Origin of the sequence: Methylobacterium sp. GXF4 (genome assembly GCF_000272495.1) — a bacterium.
In the GTDB taxonomy this organism is placed as follows: Bacteria; Pseudomonadota; Alphaproteobacteria; order Rhizobiales; family Beijerinckiaceae; genus Methylobacterium; species Methylobacterium brachiatum.
Genome location: NZ_AKFK01000063.1, coordinates 71,516 through 96,297, shown reverse-complemented (window position 1 = coordinate 96,297; position 24,782 = coordinate 71,516). Strand labels below are relative to the sequence as shown.

Annotated in this window: 26 protein-coding genes and 1 pseudogene; 18 read left to right on the top strand and 9 right to left on the bottom strand. The window is 69.1% G+C overall.

What is annotated here, in order from left to right; all coding sequences use genetic code 11:
- The 3 genes and pseudogenes from WYO_RS16300 to WYO_RS16290 form a co-directional block, all read right to left on the bottom strand.
- A pseudogene (locus WYO_RS16300) lies at positions 1-453 on the bottom strand (tetrahydromethanopterin C1 transfer protein); the annotation flags it as partial.
- 22 nt (positions 454-475) lie between these two features.
- Complete coding sequence (locus tag WYO_RS16295) at positions 476-1,369, bottom strand: NAD(P)-dependent methylenetetrahydromethanopterin dehydrogenase (RefSeq protein WP_007564450.1); 894 nt, start codon at positions 1,367-1,369, stop codon at positions 476-478.
- Between the two features lie 91 nt (positions 1,370-1,460).
- Positions 1,461-2,441, bottom strand: coding sequence for a beta-ribofuranosylaminobenzene 5'-phosphate synthase family protein (locus tag WYO_RS16290; protein WP_039903121.1), 981 nt, complete (start codon positions 2,439-2,441; stop codon positions 1,461-1,463).
- Between the two features lie 299 nt (positions 2,442-2,740).
- Between WYO_RS16290 and WYO_RS16285 the strand changes: the two genes are divergently transcribed.
- The 16 genes from WYO_RS16285 to folK all read left to right on the top strand — a co-directional run bounded on the left by WYO_RS16285 (position 2,741) and on the right by folK (position 16,418).
- A complete protein-coding gene (locus tag WYO_RS16285; RefSeq protein WP_007564446.1) occupies positions 2,741-3,820 on the top strand; it encodes a hypothetical protein in 1,080 nt (359 codons plus the stop codon).
- A complete protein-coding gene (locus WYO_RS16280) occupies positions 3,814-5,445 on the top strand; it encodes a formylmethanofuran dehydrogenase subunit A (protein WP_007564444.1) in 1,632 nt (543 codons plus the stop codon). The genes WYO_RS16285 and WYO_RS16280 overlap by 7 nt, the downstream gene beginning before the upstream one ends.
- 27 nt (positions 5,446-5,472) lie before the next feature.
- Positions 5,473-6,420, top strand: coding sequence for a formylmethanofuran--tetrahydromethanopterin N-formyltransferase (gene fhcD / locus WYO_RS16275; RefSeq protein WP_007564442.1), 948 nt, complete (start codon positions 5,473-5,475; stop codon positions 6,418-6,420).
- Positions 6,421-6,423: 3 nt separating this feature from the next.
- Positions 6,424-7,218: a formylmethanofuran dehydrogenase subunit C gene (locus WYO_RS16270; protein WP_007564439.1), complete on the top strand. Its 795-nt coding sequence runs from the start codon at positions 6,424-6,426 to the stop codon at positions 7,216-7,218.
- A 135-nt stretch (positions 7,219-7,353) separates the two neighbouring features.
- Positions 7,354-7,560, top strand: a complete 207-nt coding sequence (locus WYO_RS16265; protein ID WP_007564437.1) for a hypothetical protein — start codon at positions 7,354-7,356, stop codon at positions 7,558-7,560.
- A 46-nt stretch (positions 7,561-7,606) separates the two neighbouring features.
- On the top strand, positions 7,607-9,241 hold the full coding sequence (locus tag WYO_RS16260; protein WP_007564435.1) for an ATP-binding protein: 1,635 nt from the start codon (positions 7,607-7,609) through the stop codon (positions 9,239-9,241).
- Complete coding sequence (locus WYO_RS16255; protein ID WP_007564433.1) at positions 9,238-9,942, top strand: response regulator transcription factor; 705 nt, start codon at positions 9,238-9,240, stop codon at positions 9,940-9,942. The genes WYO_RS16260 and WYO_RS16255 overlap by 4 nt, the downstream gene beginning before the upstream one ends.
- Before the next feature lie 222 nt (positions 9,943-10,164).
- Positions 10,165-10,254, top strand: coding sequence for a pyrroloquinoline quinone precursor peptide PqqA (gene pqqA / locus WYO_RS16250; RefSeq protein WP_007564431.1), 90 nt, complete (start codon positions 10,165-10,167; stop codon positions 10,252-10,254).
- A 34-nt stretch (positions 10,255-10,288) separates the two neighbouring features.
- The gene (pqqB, locus tag WYO_RS16245; protein ID WP_007564429.1) at positions 10,289-11,188 is read left to right on the top strand and encodes a pyrroloquinoline quinone biosynthesis protein PqqB; all 900 of its coding nucleotides are present in this window, start codon (positions 10,289-10,291) and stop codon (positions 11,186-11,188) included.
- 186 nt (positions 11,189-11,374) lie between these two features.
- Positions 11,375-12,460, top strand: a complete 1,086-nt coding sequence (pqqC, locus tag WYO_RS16240; protein WP_007564427.1) for a pyrroloquinoline-quinone synthase PqqC — start codon at positions 11,375-11,377, stop codon at positions 12,458-12,460.
- Positions 12,457-13,602, top strand: coding sequence for a pyrroloquinoline quinone biosynthesis protein PqqE (gene pqqE, locus WYO_RS16235; RefSeq protein ID WP_007564425.1), 1,146 nt, complete (start codon positions 12,457-12,459; stop codon positions 13,600-13,602). Before pqqC ends, pqqE begins: the two co-directional genes overlap by 4 nt.
- Positions 13,599-14,309 carry a hypothetical protein gene (locus tag WYO_RS16230; RefSeq protein WP_007564423.1) on the top strand — a complete coding sequence of 237 codons (711 nt, stop codon included), beginning with the start codon at positions 13,599-13,601 and terminating at the stop codon, positions 14,307-14,309. Before pqqE ends, WYO_RS16230 begins: the two co-directional genes overlap by 4 nt.
- Positions 14,290-14,652 carry a hypothetical protein gene (locus tag WYO_RS16225; protein WP_007564421.1) on the top strand — a complete coding sequence of 121 codons (363 nt, stop codon included), beginning with the start codon at positions 14,290-14,292 and terminating at the stop codon, positions 14,650-14,652. The genes WYO_RS16230 and WYO_RS16225 overlap by 20 nt, the downstream gene beginning before the upstream one ends.
- Before the next feature lie 88 nt (positions 14,653-14,740).
- A complete protein-coding gene (gene folP / locus WYO_RS16220) occupies positions 14,741-15,577 on the top strand; it encodes a dihydropteroate synthase (protein ID WP_007564419.1) in 837 nt (278 codons plus the stop codon).
- The gene (gene folB, locus WYO_RS16215; protein ID WP_007564417.1) at positions 15,574-15,951 is read left to right on the top strand and encodes a dihydroneopterin aldolase; all 378 of its coding nucleotides are present in this window, start codon (positions 15,574-15,576) and stop codon (positions 15,949-15,951) included. The genes folP and folB overlap by 4 nt, the downstream gene beginning before the upstream one ends.
- Positions 15,948-16,418: a 2-amino-4-hydroxy-6-hydroxymethyldihydropteridine diphosphokinase gene (gene folK / locus WYO_RS16210; RefSeq protein ID WP_007564415.1), complete on the top strand. Its 471-nt coding sequence runs from the start codon at positions 15,948-15,950 to the stop codon at positions 16,416-16,418. Before folB ends, folK begins: the two co-directional genes overlap by 4 nt.
- 6 nt (positions 16,419-16,424) lie before the next feature.
- On the opposite strand, the gene xoxJ is transcribed toward folK, so the two are convergent.
- The 3 genes from xoxJ to xoxF1 form a co-directional block, all read right to left on the bottom strand.
- Positions 16,425-17,282, bottom strand: a complete 858-nt coding sequence (gene xoxJ, locus WYO_RS16205) for a rare earth element methanol dehydrogenase accessory protein XoxJ (protein WP_007564413.1) — start codon at positions 17,280-17,282, stop codon at positions 16,425-16,427.
- On the bottom strand, positions 17,282-17,893 hold the full coding sequence (locus tag WYO_RS16200; RefSeq protein WP_007564411.1) for a c-type cytochrome, methanol metabolism-related: 612 nt from the start codon (positions 17,891-17,893) through the stop codon (positions 17,282-17,284). Before WYO_RS16200 ends, xoxJ begins: the two co-directional genes overlap by 1 nt.
- A gap of 132 nt (positions 17,894-18,025) precedes the next feature.
- A complete protein-coding gene (xoxF1, locus tag WYO_RS16195; RefSeq protein ID WP_007564409.1) occupies positions 18,026-19,831 on the bottom strand; it encodes a lanthanide-dependent methanol dehydrogenase XoxF1 in 1,806 nt (601 codons plus the stop codon).
- A gap of 556 nt (positions 19,832-20,387) precedes the next feature.
- On the opposite strand from xoxF1, the gene WYO_RS30975 reads away from it, so the two are divergent.
- On the top strand, positions 20,388-20,600 hold the full coding sequence (locus tag WYO_RS30975; protein ID WP_128755019.1) for a hypothetical protein: 213 nt from the start codon (positions 20,388-20,390) through the stop codon (positions 20,598-20,600).
- Between the two features lie 26 nt (positions 20,601-20,626).
- Here WYO_RS30975 and WYO_RS16190 read toward each other — a convergent pair whose 3' ends face one another.
- The 3 genes from WYO_RS16190 to WYO_RS16180 all read right to left on the bottom strand — a co-directional run bounded on the left by WYO_RS16190 (position 20,627) and on the right by WYO_RS16180 (position 22,793).
- Positions 20,627-20,914: a hypothetical protein gene (locus WYO_RS16190; protein ID WP_007564406.1), complete on the bottom strand. Its 288-nt coding sequence runs from the start codon at positions 20,912-20,914 to the stop codon at positions 20,627-20,629.
- A gap of 206 nt (positions 20,915-21,120) precedes the next feature.
- Positions 21,121-22,308 (bottom strand): ribonuclease D, encoded by a 1,188-nt coding sequence (rnd, locus tag WYO_RS16185; protein ID WP_007564404.1) that lies wholly within the window; start codon positions 22,306-22,308, stop codon positions 21,121-21,123.
- Positions 22,309-22,370: 62 nt separating this feature from the next.
- Positions 22,371-22,793: a hypothetical protein gene (locus WYO_RS16180; RefSeq protein WP_052311424.1), complete on the bottom strand. Its 423-nt coding sequence runs from the start codon at positions 22,791-22,793 to the stop codon at positions 22,371-22,373.
- Between the two features lie 133 nt (positions 22,794-22,926).
- Between WYO_RS16180 and aspS the strand changes: the two genes are divergently transcribed.
- Positions 22,927-24,771 (top strand): aspartate--tRNA ligase, encoded by a 1,845-nt coding sequence (gene aspS / locus WYO_RS16175; protein WP_039903117.1) that lies wholly within the window; start codon positions 22,927-22,929, stop codon positions 24,769-24,771.
- The last annotated feature ends 11 nt before the right edge of the window (positions 24,772-24,782 follow it).

Genomic DNA, 24,782 nt, shown 5'->3' with positions numbered 1-24,782 from the left:
GCCGCCGCTGCCGCCGATCCGCTTGAGCAGCCAGCCGGACGGATCGGGCAGCGGACCCGTCGCAATCGCCGGATGCGGGATTCGGAAGCGGTCGCAGAGGGCGGCGAATCCGAGCGGGTCCTTCAGCGCCGCGACGGCGTCCGCGTCGGCGCCGATCAGCCGGTGGTGGCCCGCGATGCGGGCGACGAGGTCGGGCGCGTCCTCGAACCCGCTGCCGAGGACGATGCCGAGGCGCGATCCGGCGCAAGCCGCCAGGTCGTCGATCGCCGCGAGCGTCGCGTCGGCGGCGATCCGGCTGCCGAAGCGGCCCGGCAGCGGCCTATAGGCTTCGCTGAGCGCCAGCGTATCGGAATCGCCGAACAGGTCGGCCACGAAGGGACGCAGGCCCGCGCGCCGAGCCGCCTCCGCGAGGGCACGCCCGGACTGCGCGGCGATCAGGATCGCCTCGGACATGCCGGGATGCGCCCGCGTCGGCTCAGCCGGCGATCTCGACCGCCAGGGTATAGGCGTCGCGGAAATCGAGGCAGAGCGGCGTGTCGGAGGCGAGCATCCGGTCGAACAGGCGGCGCTGCGTCTGGTATTTCACGTTGCCCACCGCCAGGGCGCCGATGCCCACGCCCTTGCCGGCCGGAAGCGGCACGTCGACGGCGTTGACGTCGATCCCGGCGATGCCGGCCGGCGGCACGGCATTCACGTCGGAGGCGACCAGCAGCTTCGGAGCGGATTTCAGATCCTCGGCCGAGAGGATCGGGATGCCGGCCGGACCGGCGGACAGGATCACGTCGGCGTCGCGGATGGCGCGGCGGCGATCCTCCGGGGTGGTGCCGTCGACGGCGCCGACCTCGATGCCGAAGCGCCACTTCATCGTGAAGGCGATCTTCGAGACCCGCTCCTCGCCGTCATGACCCACCAGGACGGTCTGCGCGCCCTGGAGCGCGCCGATCACCGCCGCCACGTAGGCGACGACGCCGGCGCCGCCGAAGATCACGATGCGCTTGCCGGTCAGGTCGGTGTTGAATTTCTGCCGCAGCGCCCGGGAGACCTGCGCCACCATGGCGGCGCCGGTGGTGAACGAGCCGGCGGGATCGGCGAAGACATGGTTCACGAAGGGCGGCACGAACGCCTTCTTGGCCCGGTCGACCATGTCGAGGGCGTCCTCGGCGTTCTTGCCGCCGATGAAGATGCCCGTGCGGGTGCCGTCGGCCGGGGCGCGCGAGAAGATCGAATCCTGGGTCAGCGAGACGACGTCGGCGAGGCTGACCTCCGTGTAGGTCACCACCGTCTCGAAGCCGGCATCGATGGCCATGTTCACGTCGAACGGGCTCATGTGCCGGAGCGGCGTCAACATGTGGAGGATCGAGCGGGCCATGACGTTCTATCCCGTGGGGCGCGCATCAACCTGCGCCTGCCGACCGTCCAAACCCGCTGCGGGTGCCGCGGTCAAGTCCGGGGGCGGCAGTTCAGTCCGCCGTGGTTATCGATGCGCCGGTGTTGCGGCCGCGGGCGATGAGGAAGCGCAGCGGCCCGCCGCGGTCGAGACTTTCCACGAGAGCGCTCGCCTCGGCCTCGCTCGGCATCAGCACGAAGCCGGTCGGCCCCCAGGAGGATTGGCCGTAGCCGGGCACGCCCTGCGCGGCAGCCTGGGCCAGCGCCTGCGCGACTGCGGCGCTGGCATAGCGGCCGCCCTGATGGGGGGCGAAATGGTCGCCGATCAGATCCTGGATCCGGGTGATGCCGGCGCCGAAGCCCTGCGGTTCCGCGAGCGCGACCGCCGGCAGCACCTGCATCAGCACGATTCGGCAGATCTCCGCCGCCTGCGCCTCCGGGAAGCGCGGCAGGTCGCGAAAGGCCTCCACCTCCCGCGTGCCGTGCACGCCGGCCATGCTCTGATCGAGAATGAGGACGATGCGCCAGGCCTCGGGATAGGACAGGCGCGCGATCACCGGCGGCGGGCCGCCGTCTCCGCCGCGTCCGCCATCGACGATCAGGCCGCCTTCCGTGAAGGCGCTCAGGCCGACGCCCGACCGGTTGCCGCGATCGAGGCTCCCGGAAAATGCCGTCGCCGAAAACGCGTGGCCGCCGAGGCGTGCCAAGGCGGCCGCCACGGCTAAGGCGAGCTGGGTCCCGGATCCGAACCCGGCATGGGCCGGGATCGTCCGCTCGACTTCGATCGCGACGGCGTCCGGCTGTCCGAGATGGTCCGCCGCGGCGCGGGCGTAGCCCCGGACCCGTTCGGCTTCCGCGCCGGTGACGGAGAGATGCGCGGACCGGCGGGCGGTCAGCGCGACGGACGGGGCGTCGATGGCGAGGCCGATGCTGCCGAAGCGTCGTCCCAGCCCGCCATGCAGGTCGAGGAACCCGAAATGCAGCCGTGCCGGCGCCTCGACTCGGACGATGCTGCTCGGAGCGGTTGCCGCGTTCCGCTGGGGGACCTCGCCCACGCCCATTCCTTCGCAATTCACCGCCGAACCGCCGGGCTTTTCCCATGCGGCGGGCGCCCGAAGCAACGGGATCTTGCTGCCGATCGGACGAACCACGGTGGGCCCCCCCCTTGCCGCGGGGCGCGGATGAATGCAAACCTAGGCCAGCGACGGCGCGCCGAGTTGCCGCCCGCCCGGACCAGTCGGGCGGTCGAGCCATTCCGATCCGGCGGGATTCTCTTTCGGGAGTGAACCCGCTTCGTCCGGTCTTACGGCCGTCGCCCGCTCCGAAGCCAAACAATAACGTCGCGTGAGGGAGCATGGCAGCCTGGGTGAAGGGTGGCGCGACGGACGCGGACACCGCCATCGGGGCGGCCGTATCCCTGCTCGCCAAGGCGCGCGCGCCGGTGATCGCCGGCCTCAGCGCCGACGTCGCCGCGATCCGCGCGGCCTACGATCTTGCGGGGCGCATCGGCGCCTCGATCGATACGGCCGGCGCGGTCGGCACCTATGCCGAGCTCGGTGCGCTGAGCCGGGTCGGCGCCATGACCTCGACGCCCGCCGAGGCGGTCGGCCGGGCCGATACCGTCCTGGTCGTCGGCGCGGCGCCCTGGCATACGCCGCTCCTGAAGCGCCTGACGGGGGCAAAGCCCACGCGGGGCCGCGCCGCCGGTGCGGACCGGACGCTCCTGGCGCTCGGCGCCTGGTCCGAGGGTTCGAAGGCCGCGCTGTCCTGCCCGTCCGCGGGCGGGTTGGCTGAGGCGGTCGCGGAGCTGCGCGCCTACGCCAAGGGCCATCTCGCGGTTGACACGCCGCAGGCCGAGCTCGTCGCGCGGATCGCCGCCGCACAATACGGCGTCCTTCTGTACGATCCCGCCGAACTCGGTGAGCTCGGCGTGGAGATGCTTCAGGGCTTCGCCATGGAGCTGAACGAGACCACGCGCTGCTTTACGCTCGCCGTCGCCGGGCCCGATCAGGACCGCGCCGTGGTACCCGTGGCCGCTTGGTTGACCGGCCAGGCGCCGCGCAGCGGCTTCGGGCGCCGCGTTCCCGAACATGATCCGTGGCGGTTCGATGTCGCCCGCCAGGTCGCCGCCGGCGAGGTCGATGCCGTCATCTGGCTCGCCGCTCTGCCCGTCGACCGGCCGGAATGGCTGGCTGCGGTGCCGTCCGTCGCCTTGGTCGCCGAGGCCGAGGCCTCTCTCGCCGATGTGGTGATCGCGGTCGGGCGTCCCGGCCGCGATCTCGGCGGCGTCTTGTGGAATGAGCAGCGCGCCGCGCTGACCTACTGGCCGGCCTCGGCGCCGACGGACCTGCCGTCCGCCGCGTCGGTGCTGGGTGCCCTGACGGAGCGCCTGGCCGAAGGTCACGTCGCGTCGAGGAGTGAGCCCGCATGCTGAGCGTGATCCGGGGCGGGCGCGTCGTCGATCCGACCGCGTCCCGCGATGCCGTCGGTGACGTCTGGATCGAGGACGGCCGCGTGGTCGAGCCGGCGGGCCGGGAGGCCGATCGGGTGATCGACGCGTCGGGCTGCGTCGTGATGGCCGGCGGCGTCGAGGTGCATTCGCACATCGCCGGCGGCAACGTGATCACGTCGCGCCTGCTTCTGCCCGACCTGTACGTGAGCGAGGCCTCGCCCGAGGGGCATCCCTTCGCCCATGCGGGCGGAGCTGCGGGCTGGATCGGCTCGACCTACGCGCGGATGGGCTACACCACGGCGGTGGAGCCGGCGATGCCGCCGACCCACGCGCTGGCAACCCAGCTCGAACTCGCCGACATCCCGCTGCTGGATCGCGGCGCGCTCACCGTGATGGGCAACGACGACCAACTGCTGCAGCTGCTGCGCGAGCGCCAGGGCGGCAACGCCGTGCGCGACCTCGTGGCGCTCTCAGTCGCCACGTCGCGCGGCCTCGGGGTGAAGTGCATCAATGCCGGCGGCGCCTCCGCCTTCAAGGACGGCGCTCTGCGCCTGTCGCTGGACGACGAGATCCCGGTCTACGGTCTCTCGACCCGGCAGATCATGGGCTCGCTCCTCGATGCGGTCGAGGAGATCGGCGTCCCGCACCCGCTGCACGTCCACTGCAACAATCTCGGCCTGCCCGGCGCGGACGATTCCTTCGTCGAGACCCTGGATGCGGCGGAGGGTCGGCGCATCCACTTCGCCCACGCGCAATTCTACGCCTACGGCGCGACCGAAGGCGGCGGCTTCCGTTCCGCCGCCGAGCGGATCGCGCAGGCGATCGCCGACAACCCGAACGCGACCCTCGATATCGGGCAGGTCGTGTTCGGCCAGACCGTGACCGTGTCGCTCGACATCCTGCGCCAGTTCGCCGGCCGCAAGGGCGCCAAGCCGAAGAAGTGGGTGTTGAATGCCGGCGATGCCGAGGGCGGCGGCGTCGTGCCGTTCCTGTACCGGCCGCGCGGCCCGACCAGCTCGCTGCAATGGGCGATCGGCCTGGAGATCATGCTGCTCTCCACCGATCCGGAGCGCACGATCCTGACCACCGACCACCCCAACGGCGGCCCGTTCACGCAATATCCGCGGATCATCCATCTGCTGATGGACAAGTCCGAGCGCGACCGCGAGATCGCCACGCTGCCGGGCATCGTCGGCGAGCGGTCCGGCCTTCCCGGCCTGGAGCGGGAATACACCCTCTCGGAGATCGCCCAGCTGACCCGGTCCGGCCCGGCCAAGCTCCTGGGCCTCGCCGATCGCGGCCATTTGCGGCCGGGCGCCTGCGCCGACGTCGCGGTCTATCGCGACGACGCGAACCGCACCGCGATGTTCACCGCCGCCAAGCTCGTCCTCAAGGACGGCGTGCCGATCGTCGAGGACGGCGAGGTGGTCGAGTGGCGCGCGGGCCGGACGCTGTCGCTCTCGGTCGAGTCGGATCCGGCGATGGCCAAGCGCGCCGATACCTACCTGACGGACCGGTTCGGCGCGGGGCTCGACAGCTTCGCGGTACCGGATGCGGCCTTCGACGCGGATGCGGACACCTTCGAGGCCGTGCCATGCCGGGCGTGATCAGCGAGGCGAGTGGCGGAAACAACCATGTCTGAGCTCAGCCTCAACGGCATCCCGATCGTCGACACCTTCGCGGAAGCGTTCGACGTGGCCGGGACCGCCATCATCGTCACCAACGACACCGCCAAATGGGCCATGATCGCCGCCACCACCATGACGGGCTTCGCCACGTCGGTGATCGGCTGCGGTGCCGAGGCCGGCATCGATGCCGAGCTGGCGCCGGAGGAGACTCCGGACGGCCGGCCCGGCGTGCGCATCCTGCTGTTCGGCTTCGAGCCGAACGGCCTCAAGGAACAGCTGATCAAGCGGGTCGGCCAGTGCATCCTCACCTGCCCGGGCACGGCCTGCTATGCCGGCGTGGACGGGCCGACCAAGATCAAGCTCGGCGGCGCGATCCGGTATTTCGGTGACGGCTTCGCCATCGCCAAGCGCCTGCCCGATGCCTCCGGCAAGGCCCGGCGCTACTGGCGCATCCCGGTGATGGACGGCGAGTTCCTCTGCGAGGATTCGGTCCGGGCGGTCGACGGGGCGGTCGGCGGCGGCAACCTGCTGTTCCTCGGGCGGACGCACAAGGATACGCTCATCGTCGCCGAGGCGGCGGTCGAAGCCGCCAAGGCGGTCCCAGGCGCGATCCTGCCCTTCCCGGGCGGCATCGTCCGCTCGGGCTCGAAGGTCGGCGGCCGGACGAAGGGCATGATGGCCTCCACCAACGACGCCTATTGCCCGACCCTGAAGGGCCGGGCCGGTTCGGCGCTGCCCGCCGAGTGCGGCGTCGTGCTGGAGATCGTGATCGATGCCCTGACCTCGCAGGGCGTGTCCGACTCGATGCGCGCCGGCCTCCACGCCGCCACCGAGATCGGCGGCAAGCACGGGCTGATCGCGGTCACGGCCGGAAATTACGGCGGCAATCTCGGCCGCCACCATTATCATCTGCGCGACCTGCTCGCGCGCGACGACGCCAAGACGGAGGGCTGAGCCTTGAGCACCCTCACCCTGCGCGCGGCCCCCCCCGAGCGGCTCGACTTCCTCAACATCAACCCGCTGGCACTCAGCCGCCTGTCCCAGGCCGAGGCCGAGCGCCTCGAGGTCGGGACGACCCGCACCGGTATGCGTCTCGGCGATTGCTTCACGGTTGCGCTGGACGGCTCCGACACCCTGACCATCGAGGGCGGCCATGAGCGCCTCGACCGGGTCGGCGCCGCCCTGTCCGAGGGCGCGATCCGCGTCACCGGCGATGTCGGCCAGCGCCTCGGCGAGGGCATGGCCGGCGGCAGCCTGACCGTGGCGGGCCATGCCGGCCCCTATGCAGGTGCCGGCGCCACCGGCGGTACGATCACGATCGAGGGCGATGCCGGCGATTATGCCGGCGGGGCCGTCTACGCGGCCAAGGCCGGTCTCGACGGCGCGACACTGATCATCCGCGGGACGGCCGGTGCCCATCTCGGCGACCGGATGCGGCGCGGGCTTCTTCTGGCAGGCCGGGCCGGCGCCTATGCCGGCTCGCGGATGATCGCCGGGACCCTGGCGGCGCTCGCGGTGGGCGACAATCCGGGCTACGGCATGCGCCGCGGGACCCTGCTGGTCGGGTCGCATGGGCGGCTGTCGCCGACCTTCGTGGAGACCGGGACGCACGACCTCGTGTTCCTGAAGCTCCTGGCGAAATCCCTGTCGGGCCTGAGCGCGGAGCATGCCGCGCTGCTCGGCCGGCCGCTGCGCCGCTATTCCGGCGACCTCGCCACCATCGCCAAGGGCGAGATCTGGGTCGCGTCCTGACGCCGCTCTGGGCAGAGCGGCCGCGCGCGGCATATGCTCTGCCCAAGCCGGCCCGCACGAGGCCGGCAAGGCTCTGCATCATCCGCGCCGAGAGACGGTCACCGTCGATCCGGATGATGCACGAGGGAGACGCCCATGCTCCTGCTTCTGTCCATCTGCCTCGTCGCCCAGCCCTCGACCTGCCGCGAGGACCGGATCGAGATGTCCTACGAGGGCTCGAATCCGTTCATCTGCCTGCGCCATTCGCAGAGCGCGCTGGCGACCTGGCAGGCCGCCCATCCGGATTGGCATGTCGAGCGCTGGCGCTGCGCCGCGCGCGGCAGCCTGCCGAAGAATCTGTGACGGCGCGCGGCAACCGCGCGCGGCGCTTCCCTCCGGGATGGGGCCGATGCGCTCGCTGAAGCTCCGCTTCGCGCTGCTGCTCGGCGGCACCGCCGTCGTGGTGATGCTGGCGGCCATCGCGGCTCTGGCCTCGATCGCGGCCGCCGAGCGCACCGTCGACCGTACGCTGGAGGCGCAGCGACGCCTGGAACTGCTCGCCGAACTGTCCGGCCGCCTGACCCAGTTCGGCCTGGCGGCGGTCGAGACCGTGGGCAATCCCGACGGGCAGCCCGAGGCGATGGCGATTGCCCGCGACAATGCCGACCGGGCGCTGACCACGGTGGACGAGGCGCTCGCGCAGAGCTTCCCACCGAGCGACGACCCGGCCGACCGCATGCAATACGCCGCGCGGACTCGGCCGATGGCGCAGCTGCGCGCCGCCCGGGTCGTGCTCGACCGGCAGGTGGCCCGGATCAACCGTCAGACCGAGCCGGAGAAGCGCCAGGACGCGATCAAGGGCGCGCTCAACGGCTTCGGGGCGATGACCGGCCAGCCGCTCTCGTTCCTGATCGAGGCCGAGCGGCGCAGCATGGCGCTGGGGTCCGAGCAGGCGCGGGCCCTCTCGGCACGGCTGCGTGTGGCGGCGGCCTCCGCGGTCGCGGCCGCCCTGGTGCTGCTGGCGGTGCTGTATCGCGGTGTGACCCGGCCGACCCTGGCGCGGATCGAGGAGGTCCGGCGGGCCGCGAGCGCCATCGGCCACGGCGCCCTCGACACCCGCCTCTCGGTGGCGACCCGCGACGAACTCGGCCTGCTGATGACCAACGTCAACCGCATGGCCGCGCGGCTCGCCCGTCGCGAATCCCGGGTCGCGGCCGACCGGGCGGCGCTGGAGGATACGGTGGCGGCGCGCACCGCGGATCTGCGCGCGGCCAATGCCCGGCTCGAGACCGTGGACCGCTCGCGACGGCGCTTCTTCGCCGATGTCAGCCACGAGCTGCGCACGCCGCTCACCGTGATCCTGGGCGAATGCGATCTCGCCCTGCGCGGCGTGTCCCGGGGCGCCGATCCGGGGCCGGTCTTCACGACGATCCGCAAGCGGGCGCAGCGGCTGAAGCTGCGCGTAGAGGACCTGCTGCGCGTCGCCCGCTCCGAATCCGGCGAGATCGAGTTCGACAAGCGTCCCCTGGGCCTCGCCTCGGTGCTCGCGGAGGCCGTCGACAACATGGGCTCCGAGGCCGCCCGCCGCCGGGTAGCGCTCAGCCTCGATCCCGGCAGCCAGGACGTCGAGTGCTTGGCCGACCGCGAGTGGCTGCGCCAGACCGTCGAGAGCCTGGTGGACAATGCCCTGCGCCACGCGAAGGGGCTGACCCGGGTCGAGGTCGCGCTGTCGGCCGAGCCTGGCGCTCGCGCCCGGATCACCGTCACGGATGACGGCCCGGGTTTCGGCGCCTCCGAGGCCGAGCTGTTCGAGCGGTTCCGGCGCGGTGCCGGGGCGAGCCCGGACGAGACCGGCTTCGGCATCGGGCTCGCCCTGGCGCGCTGGATCGTCGAGCAGCATGGCGGCATCATCCGCCTCGGCGCCGGCCCGGACGGGCGTGGCGCGCGGGTCAGCCTGGACATGCCGGCGCTCGATCCGGCATGGGAGATCGGCACGGTCGGGAACGCGGCCGGCGACGCGCAGGTGAGGGAGCCGGCCGCATGACGCGGATCCTGATCGTCGAGGACGATATCGATATCCGGGGCCTTCTGGCCCGCGGCCTGGAAGCCGAGGGGTTCGAGGTCGGCACCGCCGCCTGCGTCGACGAGGCGCTGAAGGCCGCCCACGATCCCGCGCCCGGCGCAGTCCTGCTCGACATCAACCTGCCGGACGGGTCCGGGCACGATGTCTGCCGGTCGCTGCGCGAGGGTGGCTTCCCGGGCGCGATCCTGTTCCTGTCCGCCCGCGACGAGATCCGCGACCGCGCTGAGGGGCTGGCGCTCGGCGCCGACGACTACATCGTCAAGCCGTTCGTGTTCGACGAGCTGGTGGCGCGGCTGCGCACGCATCTGATGCGGCGGGAGCAGGCCGAGGCGCCGCGCTCGCGCATCACCGCCGGCCGGCTGATGCTCGATCTCGACACCCGCCAGGCGAGCTGCGGCGAGGCCAGCGCGCGCCTGACCCCCCGGGAGGCCGACCTGCTCGCCATGCTGATGGAGAGCATCGGCAAGCCGGTGTCCCGGGCGGACATCTTCGACCGTCTCTGGGCCAGCCAGGGCGGCCTCTCGCTCAACGTGGTGGACGTCTATATCGGCTATCTGCGCTCCAAGATGGCCGACTTCGTGCGCTTTGGCGGCCCGGGATTGGTCACCGTCCGGGGCAAGGGCTTCATGCTCGAGCTGCGCGGTCCCGACTTCCGTCAATGACCGACTATACTTAAGTCGAATTCGGTAACGTTTCCGACGCGGCGCCGGGCATTTAGGTGGAGTCTCACGAAAAATTTGGGAGGATCCGGCAAGTTAGTGCTTGAAGACCGCAGCTGAATCGCCGATATCGAGTGCGCGCCGGAAACCAGAGCGCCATCAGTGTCTTAGGGGCCTCTTAGGAACCCGTGACGCTTGGTGAGGATACCGCCAAGGAGAAACACCATGAAGTGGGCTGCCCCCGTTGTGTCCGAGATCTGCGTCGGCATGGAAGTGACCAGCTACGAGTCCGCTGAGATCGACACCTTCAACTGAGTTTCCAGGGGCCGGGGATCGCGGGAACCGCACCATGCGCGTCGTGATCCTCGGCTCCGCGGCCGGCGGCGGCCTTCCCCAGTGGAATTGCCGCTGCCCCATCTGCGCTTTAGCGCGGTCCGAGCCCGACCGGGTGCGACCCCGGACGCAGTCGAGCATCGCGGTCTCCGCAAACGGAACCGACTGGCTGCTGATCAACGCGTCGCCTGATATCCGGCAGCAGCTTTTCGACAATCCCCAGATGCATCCCCAGGAGGGATTGCGACACTCGCCGATCCGGTCGGTCCTCCTGACCAACGGGGACGTGGACCATGTGGCGGGCCTCCTGACCCTGCGCGAGGGCCAGCCCTACACGCTCTACGCCACCCGCGGCATCCTGGATTCGGTCAACGCCAACCGCGTATTCGACGTGATGGCCGAGGGCGTCGTCGCCCGGCAGGCGGTCGCCATGGACCGGCGTTTCGAGCCCCTGCCCGGCCTGTCGGTCACGCTGTTCCCGGTACCCGGCAAGGTGCCGCTCTGGCTCGAAGACGAGACCATGGAGATCGGCGCCGAAACGGAGACCACCGTGGGCGCCCTGATCGAGGCGAATGGCCGTCGTCTCGCCTACATCCCCGGTTGCGCCCGAGTCACGGACGGCCTGCGCGACCGGATCGCTGGCGTGGACGCCCTGCTGTTCGACGGCACCGTCCTGCACGACGACGACATGATCCGGGCCGGGGTCGGCACGAAGACCGGCTGGCGCATGGGCCATGTCCCGATGCGCGGCGCGAACGGTTCGATCGACGCCCTGGCCGGCACAGCGATCGGGCGTCGGGTTTTCGTCCACATCAACAACACCAACCCGGTCCTGGTCGAGGGCTCGCCGGAACGGGCCGATGTCGAGGCGGCCGGTTGGACAGTGGGCCATGACGGGCTGAGCCTCGCCCTCTGAGGCACATTCGACCAGCGGTTGGGTGCGGGCCCGGTCGGCACTATATCGAGACCAAGCCCGGATATTCACCCGACCGGGGTCTCGTCTCGAAAGGCAGCGACCGGTTTTGGGATGACGACGACGCCCTCAGCCAGGGCGGGATCGGAATACAGGAAACGCGACCCGAGGACGGATTCCGGAAACGCCATGAACGCAGTCTTCCCGACCCCCGATGCTGCTGACAGCCAGCGCCTCCTGAGCCCGGACGAGCTGGAGGCGGCGCTCCGCGACATCGGCGCGCGGCGGTACCACAACCTGCACCCGTTCCACCGGCTCCTGCACGACGGCAAGCTCTCGAAGGATCAGGTCCGGGCCTGGGCGCTCAACCGCTACTACTACCAGGCGATGATCCCGGTGAAGGACGCCGCCGTCCTCGCGCGTATGACCGACGCGTCCCTGCGCCGGATCTGGCGGCAGCGCATCGTCGATCACGACGGCGACCATCCCGGCGACGGCGGGATCGAGCGCTGGCTGAAGCTCGCCGAGGGCGTCGGCTTCGAGCGCGACTACGTCCTCTCGACCCGGGGCATCCTCTCGGCGACGAAGTTCTCCGTCGAGGCCTATGTCCATTTCGTCGCCGAGAAGAGCCTGCTCGAGGCGATCGCCTCGTCGCTGACGGAGATGTTCTCGCCGACCATCATCTCCGAGCGCGTCGCCGGAATGCTGAAGAACTACGACTTCATCACCAAGGACACGCTGGCCTATTTCGACAAGCGCCTCACCCAGGCGCCGCGCGACGCCGACTTCGCCCTCGACTACGTGAAGACGCACGCGACGACGCCCGAGCTGCAGCGTCAGGCGATGGCCGCGCTGACGTTCAAGTGCAACGTGCTCTGGACGCAGCTCGACGCCCTCTACTTCGCCTATGTCGCCCCTGGGATGATCCCGCCGGATGCCTGGACGCCGGGGACCGGGCTGGTCGCCGAGGCGCCTGCGTCTCAGGCGGCATCCGGTGTCCGCAAGATGGTCGCCGGGGATCGGCCGCGCCTGCCGCGCGGCGTCCGCCTGCGCCACGACGAGACCCGCGGCAAACACGTCCTGCTCGCCCCCGAGCGGACCTTCGACCTCGACGACAACGCCGTGGCGGTGCTCAAGCTGGTGGACGGCAACCGCACCGTCGCGGCGATCGCCGATGAATTGGGTCGGACCTATGCGGCCGACCCGCGCGCCATCGAAGCCGACATCCTCGTGATGCTGGACGGCTTGGCGGAGAAACGGGTCCTGGAGCGATGAACGCACTGACGCCGAACCGGCCGGACGTGCCGGCGCCGGTCGGTCTGCTCGCCGAGCTGACCCATCGCTGCCCGCTGCGCTGCCCCTATTGCTCGAATCCGCTGGAGCTCGATCGCCGGTCCGGCGAGCTCGACACTTCGACCTGGCAGCGCGTCCTGACCGAGGCGTCCGGCCTCGGCGTGCTTCACGTTCACCTGTCGGGCGGCGAGCCGACCGCCCGCAACGACATCGTCGAGATCACCAAGACCTGCGCGGATCTCGGGCTCTACTCGAACCTGATCACCTCCGGGGTCGGCGGCGCGCTATCCAAGCTTCAGGCGCTCTACGATGTCGGGCTCGACCACGTGCAGCTCTCGGTCCAGGGCGTCGATGCGCAGAATGCGGAGAAGATCGGCGGCCTCAAAAACGCACAGCCGCAGAAATTCGAATTCGCCGCCAAGGTGGTCGAGCTCGGTCTGCCGCTGACGCTGAACTCCGTCATCCACCGCGGTAACATTCACGAGGTCGAGGGCTTCATCGACCTCGCCGTGAAGATGGGCGCCAAGCGGCTCGAAGTGGCGCACACGCAGTATTACGGGTGGGCCTACGTCAACCGCGCCGCCCTGATGCCGGACAAGGCACAGGTCGATGCCTCGATCCGGATCGTCGAGGCCGCGCGCGAGCGCCTTAAGGGTCAGCTCGTCATCGACCTCGTGGTGCCGGATTACTACGCGAAATACCCGAAGGCTTGTGCCGGCGGCTGGGGCCGCAAGCTCATGAACGTCACGCCCCAGGGCAAGGTCCTGCCCTGCCACGCGGCCGAGACGATCCCGGGCCTCGAATTCTGGCACGTCACCGAGCACTCCCTCGGCGAGATCTGGCGGGACTCCCCGGCCTTCACTGCCTATCGCGGGACCGACTGGATGCAGGAGCCCTGTCGCTCCTGTGACCGGCGGGAGAAGGATTGGGGTGGCTGCCGGTGCCAGGCCCTGGCGCTCGCCGGCGATGCCGCGGCCACGGACCCGGCTTGCTCGCTCTCGCCGCTCCACGCCAAGGTGCGGGCGCTCGCCGTCGAGGAGGCGGCCGAGACCCCGCCGGATTACGTTTATCGGACGATCGGCAGCAACGTCCGGTCGCCGTTCAAGGAGGAAGTCAACTCGTGAAGCTTCTCGCCACGACAGCCGTCGCGCTGGTGCTGGCCGCGATGCCGGCGCTTGCCGAGGATGCGCCCAAGCCCGGAGCGGTCACCCAGGTCAACGCGGCGGCTCCGCCCAGCGCAGCCGATCTCCTGTTCGACCAGCCGCATATGAAGAATGCCGCCCCCGGTTCGACGATCACGTACGATTACCTGCGCCGGTCGGGCATCTCCAAGGGACCTTTCGGCCCGCCGCTCTCGGATACGGTCACGCTCAAGCTGGAGCCCGGGAAGAGCCCCGAGGGGCGAGACATCAGCGTGACGATGTTCTCCGGCATGAACCGGATGCCGGCCGGGCCCTTCGAGGATATGAGCGGCAACCCGGTGGTCTCGCTCTTCCTCGAGAACCATCTGCGCTCGCTGGCGAAGGTCCTGGAGGCGAATCCGCGTTACCTGAAGCTCGCGATCCGCAAGGGTCTGCGCGAGGGCGCGGCCGTGACGCCGACCAAGGTCACGGTGGGCGGACGCGAAGTCGATGGCTGGCGGGTCGAGATCCAGCCCTTCGCCAAGGATGCCATGGAACAGCGCATGCGCGGCATGGACAAGATGACCTACACCTTCATCACGTCCCCGGAGGTTCCCGGCCAGATCGTCTCCATCGAGGCGCAGTCGAAGAATGCCGAGGGTGGCGAATTGCTTGAGGAGAAGCTGAGCTATGATCAGAAAGCTGGCTGAACGCGGCGCGCTGGCCGCCTTCGCCCTGTCCCTCTCGGCCATCGCCGGTTGGGCGGCGGACGAGAACGATTATCCCACCGATGCGCGGGTCGATTACGTCTTCGGCTGCATGGCCGCCAACGGCCAGACCCGCGAGAGCATGCAGCGCTGCTCCTGCTCGCTCGACCAGCTCGCCGCGATCCTGCCCTACGACAAGTACGTCCAGGCCAGCACGGTCCTGTCCATGCGCCAGGGCATCGGCAACCGGGCGAACGAGTTCAAGTCCACCAAGATCTTCGACGACAAGGTCGCGGATCTTCGGCGCGCCCAGGCCGAGGCGGAAATCCGCTGCTATCGCGGCTGATGACGCGACGGTGACGGTCGGCGTTGCGCTGGCCTGTGGTTTCGATCACACCGGGTCCCGAACCGCTCCTGAGAACGGGACCCGATCCGTGCCCCCCTCCCCCGGCCTGTCCGACCTGTTGCCCGGCCTCGGGTCGCGCACGCTGGTCATGGGCATCCTCAACGTCACGCCCGACTCCTTTTCCGACGGCGGCCTGTTCACCGGCGAGGCCGAAGCCGTCGCCCAGGCCGAGCGCCTCGTGGCCGAGGGTGCCGCGATCCTCGATATCGGCGGCGAGTCGACCCGGCCCGGCCACGTTCCCGTCCCGGCCGAGGAGGAGCAGGCCCGCGTCCTGCCGGTGATCCGGGCCGTAGCGCCCCGTCTGACGGTCCCGATCTCGATCGACACCTACAAGGCCTCCACGGCCCGCGTCGCCCTCGAAGCCGGGGCCCGCATCGTCAACGACGTCTGGGGCCTCCAGCGCGAGCCCGACATCGCCACGGTGGCGGCCGCGCATGGCGCGCCGGTCGTGATCATGCACAACCGCGAGACCATCGACGCCGACCTCGACATCGTTGCCGACATGCGGGCCTTCTTCGAGCGCTCGCTGGACATCGCCCGCCGGGCGGGCATTCCGGACCGCGACATCGTGCTCGATCCCGGCGTGGGCTTCGGCAAGACCTGGTCGCAGCACCTCGAGGCGCTCCGGCGCCTGCCCGAGATCCGGGCCCTCGGTTTCCCCGTCTTGGTCGGCGTGTCCCGCAAGTCGCTGCTCGGCCGCCTGCACGATCGCGAGACCCGGCCGGCGGACCGTCTCCATGGATCCCTGGCGGCCCACACCCTCGCGGCGACCCTGGGGGCCGACATCGTCCGGGTGCACGATGTCGCCGCCCATATCGATGCGATGCGGGTGGTCGACGCAGTGATGCGCCCGGAGGCCCGATGAGCACGGACCGGATCGGGGTCGCGCGCATCGCGGTGTTCGGCCGCCACGGCGTGCTGCCCGAGGAGGCGGTGCTCGGCCAGCGCTTCTATATTTCGTTGGATGCGCGACTCGATCTCGCGCCGGCCGGCCGCTCGGACGACGTCGCCCACACGGTGAGCTACGCGGATCTCACGCAGATCGCCGTGGATATCGCCACGGAGCGGCGCTTCAACCTGATCGAGGCTCTGGCCGAGGCGATCGCGGCCACGATTCTTGAGCGCTTCGGCGCGGTCGAATCGATCACGGTGCGGGTCGACAAGCCGAGCGCGCCGGTCCCGGCGATCCTGGACGGTGTCAGCATCGAGATCATGCGGCACCGCGGAGAGAACGCGTGAGAGCCTACCTGGGCATCGGCAGCAATATCGGCGACATGGCCGCGATGCTGGACCGCGCGGTTGCGGGGCTCGGCGCCACGCCGGGTATCCGGGTGGTCGCCCGCTCGGCCGATTACCGGACGCCGCCCTGGGGCAAGACCGATCAGCCCTGGTTCCTCAACGGCGCGGTGGCTGTGGACACCGACCTCGACCCGCACGGCCTGCTCGATGCGTGCCTGGCCGTCGAGCACGCGCTCGGACGCATTCGCGAGGAGCGCTGGGGGCCCCGGGTGATCGATATCGACGTCCTGGCTTATGAGGGCGCGGCCGTCGACGACGACCGGCTCGTGCTGCCGCACCGGCATGTGCGCGAGCGGGCGTTCGTTCTGGTGCCGCTGGCCGAGATCGCCCCCGATCTCGTGATCGGTGGCGAGCGGGTCGTCGATGCGTTGGCAAAGCTCGACCGGAGCGGGATCGAGCGGGCCTGAACCCGCTCAGCGCTCGTTCGGCTCGGCGAGCTTGCTCTCCTCGTCGTCGAGGAGCGGCACGTCGTACTCGCGCAGCACCTTGTCGATATCGGCCTTGCGCTTGCGCAGGACGGTGTTCAGCGAGCGTTTCCAGTCGTTCTCGCCGAGCCGCACGCCCATGGCGATCCGGTAGGCCATCGGCGGACGTGGCGGTTCCTTCAGGAGGGGGACGACCGTCATCGGCGTCCCGGATTGCTTGGCGAGCCAGCCGGCGGCCGGTCCCCACAGCACGGCCGCGTCGATGTCCTTGGCGGCGAGTGCCCCGATGATCTCGGCGCCCACCGTCTGGAACTTGCGGGAGGGGTCGAGCTGGTAGGGCGCGTAGGCCTTCATGGTCGAGACCAGGCCAAGATCGCCCATCCGGTTCACCGGCGGCGTGCCGGCGATCACGCCGATCGCCTTGCCCTTCAGCCGCGGGTCGTCGAGGGCGGTGATCCCGTCGAGTTCACCCGCCCGGGTGACCAGCGTGTAGGACGAGCGGTAATACGGGTTGGTGGTCTGGACGAGGTCGCTGCCGAAGGCCTGGCCGATGATCAGGTCGCACAGGCCGGTGCCGAGCGTGTTGCGCACGAAGCCCGGGCCTTGCGTCAGCCAGTAATAGCGGAGCTTGACCTTCAGCTCGTCGGCGATGATCGCCGCGATCTTGTTCTCGAAGCCGTCCTCCTTGCGTTCGGAGAACGGCATGTTGCCGGGATCGCCGCAGACGCGCAGCACATCGGTCGTGACCGTGTCCGGCAGGTGCTGCGCGGCAGCCCCCTGCGCCACCGTCATCGACAGGGCGCAGAGGGCGAGCGTCCGGGTGAAGGACGATGCAGGGGAGGACATCAGCCGCCCATGCACTCCTTCTCGGCCTTCCGGGCGGCCTCGGGCTTGTCCTCGTGCTCGGAGGGACGCACGCGGCCCACCGCGCCGTCGGCGCGCGCCTTGAGGTAGGTGTAGAGGTCGTCCGAGTAGCACATGACGTTCTTGTTATCGCCGAAGGCGGGCATGACCTTCTGCTCCGACGCGCTCACGTCCTGCTTGCCGCCGACCAGGATGCCGATGAACTCCTCGTACGAGAGGGTCTTCAGCGAGTCCTTCAGCGCCGGCGCGTAGGTCGAGCCCATGCCGTCGGGACCGTGGCACACGTGGCACTCGGCGTGATAGCGGCGGTAACCGGAGTAGGTGTACCAGTCGAGCTTCTTGCCGTCGTTGGTGACGTGATACGTCGGATGGCCGTCGGCATCGAGATACTTGCCGTCCTCGACCTTAACGGCGGCGTTCTTCTTCAGTAGTGCGGGGTCCTGCTCGGCGGTCTTGTCGTTCGCGTTGAGCGAATTGGCGAGCGCCGGATCGGCAGGCTTGGCATCCTCAGCATGTACGGCAACCGCGGAAACGGTCGCTAGGGCGAGGGCGGCGAGAACCGGCCGCGTTACGATGTTGCTGAGGTTGTGCAACGTGTAGTCTCCCTAGAGCGAGGCCCTTCGTCTCGCGTTGAGCCGCAGCCTCTTACAACAAATTCTAATCACAAGGATGCCGGCGCGGAAACCCGCGCCGGCACCATTTTGCTACCGAGACCCTGCGGCCGATTAGTTCGGCAGAGCGAAGACGGTCAGCTGACCACCGAGGTTGGTGTACTGCGACAGAGCCGCGTAACCACCCACCGCGCCGAGGCCGGCGTTCGGGTCGGTCAGGCCGGCCGCGAGGCCGATGCCGGCCCAGCCGCCGACGCCCGAGAGGACGCCCACGTACTGCTTGCCCTTGAGCTGGTAGGTCATCACGTTGCCGATGATGCCCGACGGGGTCTTGAACTTGAACAGCTCCTTGCCGCTCTTGTCGTCGACCGCCTTCAGGTAACCCTCGAGGGTCCCGTAGAACACCACGTCACCGGCGGTGGCGAGAGCACCGGACCAGACCGAGAACTGCTCGGCGTTGGACCACTTGATCTTACCGTTGACGCCGTCCCAGGCGATGAAGTTACCCATGCCGCCATGCGAGTTCGGGGCCGGGTACATCGACAGGGTCGCACCGACGTAGGGCTGGCCCGGGGTGTAGGTCACCCGGAACGGCTCGTAGTCCATGCAGACGTGGTTGGTGGGCACGTAGAACAGGTTGGTCTTCGGCGAGAAGGCAGCAGGCTGCTGATCCTTGGTGCCGAGGGCCGCCGGGCAGATACCCTTGGAGTTGGTGTCCTCACCGTTCTGCTCGGTCGAGTACTTCGACACGACCAGCGGCCGGCCGTAGTTCTTCGAACCCTTGTCCATGTCGACCTTGGACGCCCAGTTGACGGCCGGATCGAACTTCTCGGCGACCAGCAGGGCGCCGTTCTCGCGGTTCAGCGTGTAGCCGAAGCCGTTACGATCGAAGTGGGTCAGGAGCGGCTGCTCCTTGCCGTCGATCTTCTGATCCGTGAGGATCATCTCGTTGATGCCGTCGTAGTCCCACTCGTCGTGCGGGGTCATCTGGTAGACCCACTTGGCCATGCCGGTATCCGGGTTACGCGCCCAGATGGTCATGGACCACTTGTTGTCGCCCGGACGCTGCTTGGGGTTCCAGGTCGAGGGGTTGCCCGAGCCGTAGTACATCAGGTCGAGCTTGGGATCGTACGAGAACCAGCCCCAGGTGCAGCCGCCGCCGGTCTTCCACTGATCGCCTTCCCAGGTCTTCAGCGAGGAATCCTTGCCGATCGGCTTGCCGAGCGAGGTGGTCTTCTCCGGGTCGACGATCATCTGATCGTCCGGGCCCTCGGAGTAGCCGCGCCACACCTTCTTGCCGGTCTTCAGGTCGTAAGCGGTGACGTGGCACTGCACGCCGAACTCGCCGCCCGAGATGCCGACGATGACCTTGTCCTTCACGGGCAGAACCGTGGCGGTGTTGGTCTCGCCCTTCTTCGGGTCCCCGTTGACGACCGACCAGTTCACCTTGCCGGTCTTGGCGTCGAGGGACACGAGGGTGGTGTCGGCCTGGTGCAGCAGGATGGCGCCGTCGGCGTAAGCGAGGCCGCGGTTGACCGTGTCACAGCACATGACCGGGATCACGGACGGATCCTGTTTCGGCTCGTACTTCCAGACGATCTTGGCCTCGTGCTCGAGGTCGAGAGCGTACACGATGTTCGGGAACGGCGTATGGACGTACATCATGTTGCCGATCACGAGCGGCGAGCCCTCGTGGCCGCGCAGCACGCCGGTCGAGAAGGTCCAGGCGACCTGGAGGTTCTTCACGTTCGACGCGTTGATCTGATCGAGCTTCGAATAGCGCGTATTGGCGTAGTCGACGGTCTGAAGCGCTTGCTCCGCCGGGTTGGCGATGCTCTTCAGGACGCTTTCGTTGGCCAGCGCCGGCGCGGCGATGGCCGCGACACCTGCGCCGAGCGCGAGGAGATGTACCGCTCTCATGGGTTCCTCCGACAAGTCTTAAGAGTCTTTCAGACGCGCTGAGAGAGTGGCGTCGCTCGGACCCCGACCTGACTGTTTGCGACAGGGATGGACGCTTCGGTAGCGGGCGTAGCGGACTTGAGGAGACCAGAAGATCCCCTCGCCAGGAGCCGCCATCCCTGAGGCGGCCCCCTCGAAACCGAAGCTTGAACGGACCTTAAGAGATTTTTGAGCGCCGTCAACTCGCTGTTCTCCGACCCTGACGGCACGGTGAAAGCTTCTTTTCGCATGACAAAGTCCGGTTGAATGTCATTGCTGCGCGAAAAGAAATGTTGCGGCGCACAAGCGCGGCAGGAGGTCTACGGTTCGATCTCGCGTCCGCGTGACGCACGCCCATGCAAGTCTTGCACAGCCCGCGAGAATGCCGCGTTCAACTATGCTTCGGTTGCGTAGGCTGGTCTTGACCTGTGTCCGTCTGGCACGCCGCCCGACCCCCCCGGGGTTGCGGTGCGCAATCGCCCCCTGGGGAAACCAGACGCTTGTTTCATAGGTTGAGGGTGCTGCGTTCTCTCGCCGCATGGGTTGTAAGCTGTCCGGCTACGCAATGAATGGCGGTGATCGCGATGCTGTGATTGCCGAATCGTCCTGCCGTTTCGAGCAGCGGGACAATCAGGACGCCGAGCGTTCAGCGGATCACGCGCTGCCAGCAAGCCGCAGAATCAAGGCGGACGGCAAAACAGAGGAATCGGGGCGGGCGATTCGCCTCAAATCTGTATTGCGCGATGGTTGACCGATATCTGTGCCCGAGACCGCCCGTCAGAGGGCTCCGACCGCGCCAGTGCTCTCGAACTCCGCGGTATCGCCGACGAGGTCCGTCAGCGAGATGTCGAGGCGGCGACCGGTCTTGAGGCGCAGCTGCGCATCGGGTTCGAGCCAGATCGGCCGCAGCCCGGCATGGCTGCCATGGAGATCGCCATAGGCGAAGAGACCGCCTTGCCGGCGCTCCACCACGACGCGGTAGCGAACCCGCACGGTTTCGCACCCCTCGGCCGTAACGAGGCCGCGCCCGGTCAGCGTCGTGAGAATCTCGTTCGGCTCGAACATACGCGGGACGCGGTGGCAGGATTAAGTGGCAATCGCCTTTGCCACTTAATCCTGCCACCGCGGCGTGTCACGCCCTCGTGACGCGCTGGCCCGATAAACCGAGTGGGTTGCCGGCAGGAGCGCGCGCCCCGGCTACGGACCCGCCGTCGATGTTCTCTGTCCCGGAAGCCCGACTCTGAAGGGCGCTCCAGGCAGGAGCGCCCCGATCAGCCGAGCGCGACGGGCCGATCGGCGGCGCCCGTCGGCTCCACTTCCCGGACCACGATGCGCCCGCTCTCGACGGAGAGCGCGAGGCGGCCTTGCTTGAGCGCCAGAGCCTTGTCGCCGAACAGGGTTCTGCGCCAGCCCTGGAGCGCCGGCACCTCGGCCGCGTCGTCATCCGCGATGGCTTCGAGATCGTCGACCGTCGCGATGATCTTCGGTGCCACGGCCTCGGATTCGCACACCGCCTTCAGCAGAACCTTCAGCAGCTCGACGATCGCGCCGTTGCCGCCGCTCCGGCGCATCCGCTCGGGCATGCGGATGTCGCCGGTATCCCGCGCGAGGCCGCGTTCCACCGCCGCCAGGATATCGGTGCCGGTGCGCGAGCGCTCGAACCCGGCCGGGATCGTGCGCAGCCGGCCCAGGGCCTCGGCGTTGCGCGGCGCCGCGGAGGCGACATCGATGACGGCTTCATCCTTCAGCACGCGGCCACGCGGGACGTTGCGGGCCTGGGCCTCGCTCTCGCGCCACGCCGCCACCTCCATCAACACCGCGATCTCGCGGGGCTTGCGCATCCGGCCGGACAGCCGCCGCCAGGCCTGCGTGGGATCGGCCCGGTAGGTCTCCGGCGAGGTGAGAACCGCCATCTCCTCGTCGAGCCAGGCGCCGCGATCCGTGCGCAGGAGCTCGGCGACGAGGACCTCGTAGACCTTCACCAGATGCGTCACGTCGGACAGGGCGTAGCTGAGCTGGGCCTCCGAGAGCGGACGGCGCGACCAGTCGGTGAAGCGCGAGGACTTGTCGATCTTGGCCTTGGCGACGTCGTTGACGAGCTGCTCGTACGACACGGAGTCGCCGTAGCCGCAGACCATGGCGGCGACCTGGGTGTCGAAGAACGGCTGCGGCAGGATCCCGCCCATCAGCCAGATGATCTCGAGGTCCTGACGGGCGGAGTGGAACACCTTCACGGTCCGCTCGTCCGCCATCAGGTCAATGAACGGCTGCAGGTCGATGCCCGTGGCCAGGGGATCGACCAATACGCCCGTCCCGTCCGGCGCCGCGATCTGGATCAGGCACAGTTTCGGGTAGTACGTCGTCTCGCGCATGAACTCCGTGTCGACGGTCACGAAGGGTTGCTCGGCGAGACGCGTGCAGACGTCGTGCAGCGCGGCGGTGGTCGTAATCAGGTCCATGAATCCGGCTATACGCAACCGACGCCGTCATGGGGAGCCGCCGACGCGAAGGTCCCCATGTTTCACACGGTCAACGTCGTCGCGCCGTCTACGCCGGGCCGGCCAGGGCCGCGCCGGCGCGCCTCGGTCTGCCGGCGGATCCGCACCGCGTCGGCCCGGCGCTGGGCCTCGGCGCGCCCGAGCAGCCGGTCCAGGATGCCGGTCTCGACGCGCTCACCGGTCGCCCCATCGGTGAGGCGGCGGATCCGGTCGACCCGGAAGCCGCGATAACCGCCGTGTCGCATGTCGATACCGCCCAGCAGGGTGCGCCCCGGCCCGAGCTTCAGCTCGCGCGCCGAGAGCGAGCGGTTGCTCCACGTGCCGGTCGCGTCCTCGTAGACGAGGTCGAAACGGCCATCGAGCGGCAGCGTGCGCCAGGCGCCGGGCGGGCTTTCGACGGGCCGGGCGGGGCGGCCCTTCGGATCGGAAAAAGCGTTGTGCCTCATAGACATCATATGGGGATCGACCGCTCGATCCGGTAGGTCGGCGGCCCGATCCGGCACCGGATTCCAGCCGCCCATGCTTGACTTGGGGGGCCTCGCGTGAATGGTGCCGGCCTTCCCAGAGAAGAAGCCCGTCATGCACCGTTACCGTTCCCACACCTGCGGGGCGCTCCGCCCGTCCGACGTCGGACAGACCGTCCGGCTCTCCGGCTGGTGCCATCGCATCCGCGACCATGGCGGCGTGCTGTTCATCGACCTGCGCGACCATTACGGGCTGACGCAATGCGTGGTCGATTCCGACTCCCCGGCCTTCAAGGCGGCCGAGGTGGCGCGCTCGGAATGGGTCGTGCGGATCGACGGGCGCGTGCGCACCCGGCCCGCCGGAACGGAGAACGCCGAGCTGCCGACTGGGGCGGTCGAGGTCTATATCGACGACCTCGAAGTGCTGGGCCCGGCCGGCGAGCTGCCGCTGCCGGTCTTCGGCGATCTCGAATACCCGGAGGAGACGCGGCTCCGCTACCGCTTCCTCGACCTGCGCCGGGACAAGCTCCACGCCAACATCATGAAGCGCGGGGCGATCATCGACGCGCTGCGCCGGCGGATGCGTGACGGCGGCTTCTTCGAGTTCCAGACGCCGATCCTGACCGCCTCGTCCCCTGAAGGCGCGCGCGATTATCTCGTGCCGTCGCGGGTCCATCCCGGCAAGTTCTACGCGCTCCCGCAGGCGCCGCAGCAGTTCAAGCAGCTGACGATGATCGCCGGCTTCGACCGGTACTTCCAGATCGCCCCCTGCTTCCGCGACGAGGACGCCCGGGCCGACCGCTCGCCGGGCGAGTTCTACCAGCTCGATATCGAGATGAGCTTCGTCACCCAGGAGGACGTGTTCCAGGCGGTGGAGCCGGTCCTGCGCGGGGTGTTCGAAGAGTTCGCCGAGGGCAAGCGCGTCACGAAGGCGTTCCCGCGCATCACCTTCGCGGATTCGATGCTGAAATACGGCGTCGACAAGCCGGACCTGCGCAATCCCCTCATCATCGCCGACGTGACCGACGAGTTCGCGCGGGACGACGTCGCGTTCAAGGCGTTCAAGGGCGTGATCGCGTCCGGCGGCGTGGTCCGGGCGATCCCCGCGACCGGGGCCGCGTCGCAGCCGCGCTCGTTTTTCGACAAGCTGAACGACTGGGCCCGCACCGAGGGTGCCCCCGGGCTGGGCTACGTGGTGTTCGAGGAGGAGGCCGGCCAGCTCACCGGCAAGGGGCCGATCGCCAAGTTCATCCCGGCCGAGGTCCAGGCGCTGATCGCGCAGAAGACCGGCGCCAAGGCCGGCGATGCGGTGTTCTTCTCCGCCGGCACCGAGGCGAAGGCCGCGGCGCTGGCCGGCAAGGCCCGCATCCGGATCGGCGACGAGCTGGGCCTGTGCGACAAGGACCAGTACGCCTTCTGCTGGATCACCGACTTCCCGATGTACGAGTGGAGCGAGGAGGAGAAGCGGATCGACTTCTCCCACAACCCGTTCTCGATGCCGAACATCGACCGCGAGGAATTCCTGGCCCTCGACCTCGATGCCCTGGCCACGGAAGGCCAGGACGGCGAAGTCACGAAGAGAATCCTCGGTATCAAGGCGTTCCAGTACGACATCGTCTGCAACGGCATCGAGCTGTCCTCCGGCGCGATCCGCAACCATCGCCCCGACGTGATGGAGAAGGCCTTCGCCATAGCGGGCTACGGCCACGAGGTGCTGGAGCAGAAGTTCGGCGGCATGCTGAACGCCCTGCGCATGGGCGCCCCGCCGCACGGCGGCATCGCCCCGGGAGTCGACCGCATCGTCATGCTCCTGTGCAACGAGCCGAACATCCGCGAGGTGGTGCTGTTCCCGATGAACCAGCGCGCCGAGGATCTGATGATGGGCGCCCCCGCCGAGGCCACGCCCAAGCAGCTGCGCGAGCTGCATATCCGCCTGAACCTGCCGGAGAAGAAGGCGTAAGGCCTGGACGG

Excerpts from the sequence above, each read along its gene's own strand:
- WYO_RS16295 (WP_007564450.1), bottom strand. The coding sequence starts at position 1,369 with ATGGCCCGCTCGATCCTCCACATGTTGACGCCGCTCCGGCACATGAGC.
- WYO_RS16285 (WP_007564446.1), top strand. The coding sequence starts at position 2,741 with ATGGCAGCCTGGGTGAAGGGTGGCGCGACGGACGCGGACACCGCCATC.
- WYO_RS16280 (WP_007564444.1), top strand. The coding sequence starts at position 3,814 with ATGCTGAGCGTGATCCGGGGCGGGCGCGTCGTCGATCCGACCGCGTCC.
- fhcD (WP_007564442.1), top strand. The coding sequence starts at position 5,473 with ATGTCTGAGCTCAGCCTCAACGGCATCCCGATCGTCGACACCTTCGCG.
- WYO_RS16265 (WP_007564437.1), top strand. The coding sequence starts at position 7,354 with ATGCTCCTGCTTCTGTCCATCTGCCTCGTCGCCCAGCCCTCGACCTGC.
- WYO_RS16260 (WP_007564435.1), top strand. The coding sequence starts at position 7,607 with ATGCGCTCGCTGAAGCTCCGCTTCGCGCTGCTGCTCGGCGGCACCGCC.
- WYO_RS16255 (WP_007564433.1), top strand. The coding sequence starts at position 9,238 with ATGACGCGGATCCTGATCGTCGAGGACGATATCGATATCCGGGGCCTT.
- pqqA (WP_007564431.1), top strand. The coding sequence starts at position 10,165 with ATGAAGTGGGCTGCCCCCGTTGTGTCCGAGATCTGCGTCGGCATGGAA.
- pqqB (WP_007564429.1), top strand. The coding sequence starts at position 10,289 with ATGCGCGTCGTGATCCTCGGCTCCGCGGCCGGCGGCGGCCTTCCCCAG.
- pqqC (WP_007564427.1), top strand. The coding sequence starts at position 11,375 with ATGAACGCAGTCTTCCCGACCCCCGATGCTGCTGACAGCCAGCGCCTC.
- pqqE (WP_007564425.1), top strand. The coding sequence starts at position 12,457 with ATGAACGCACTGACGCCGAACCGGCCGGACGTGCCGGCGCCGGTCGGT.
- WYO_RS16225 (WP_007564421.1), top strand. The coding sequence starts at position 14,290 with ATGATCAGAAAGCTGGCTGAACGCGGCGCGCTGGCCGCCTTCGCCCTG.
- folB (WP_007564417.1), top strand. The coding sequence starts at position 15,574 with ATGAGCACGGACCGGATCGGGGTCGCGCGCATCGCGGTGTTCGGCCGC.
- xoxJ (WP_007564413.1), bottom strand. The coding sequence starts at position 17,282 with ATGTCCTCCCCTGCATCGTCCTTCACCCGGACGCTCGCCCTCTGCGCC.
- xoxF1 (WP_007564409.1), bottom strand. The coding sequence starts at position 19,831 with ATGAGAGCGGTACATCTCCTCGCGCTCGGCGCAGGTGTCGCGGCCATC.
- WYO_RS30975 (WP_128755019.1), top strand. The coding sequence starts at position 20,388 with ATGGGTTGTAAGCTGTCCGGCTACGCAATGAATGGCGGTGATCGCGAT.
- WYO_RS16190 (WP_007564406.1), bottom strand. The coding sequence starts at position 20,914 with ATGTTCGAGCCGAACGAGATTCTCACGACGCTGACCGGGCGCGGCCTC.
- rnd (WP_007564404.1), bottom strand. The coding sequence starts at position 22,308 with ATGGACCTGATTACGACCACCGCCGCGCTGCACGACGTCTGCACGCGT.
- WYO_RS16180 (WP_052311424.1), bottom strand. The coding sequence starts at position 22,793 with ATGAGGCACAACGCTTTTTCCGATCCGAAGGGCCGCCCCGCCCGGCCC.
- aspS (WP_039903117.1), top strand. The coding sequence starts at position 22,927 with ATGCACCGTTACCGTTCCCACACCTGCGGGGCGCTCCGCCCGTCCGAC.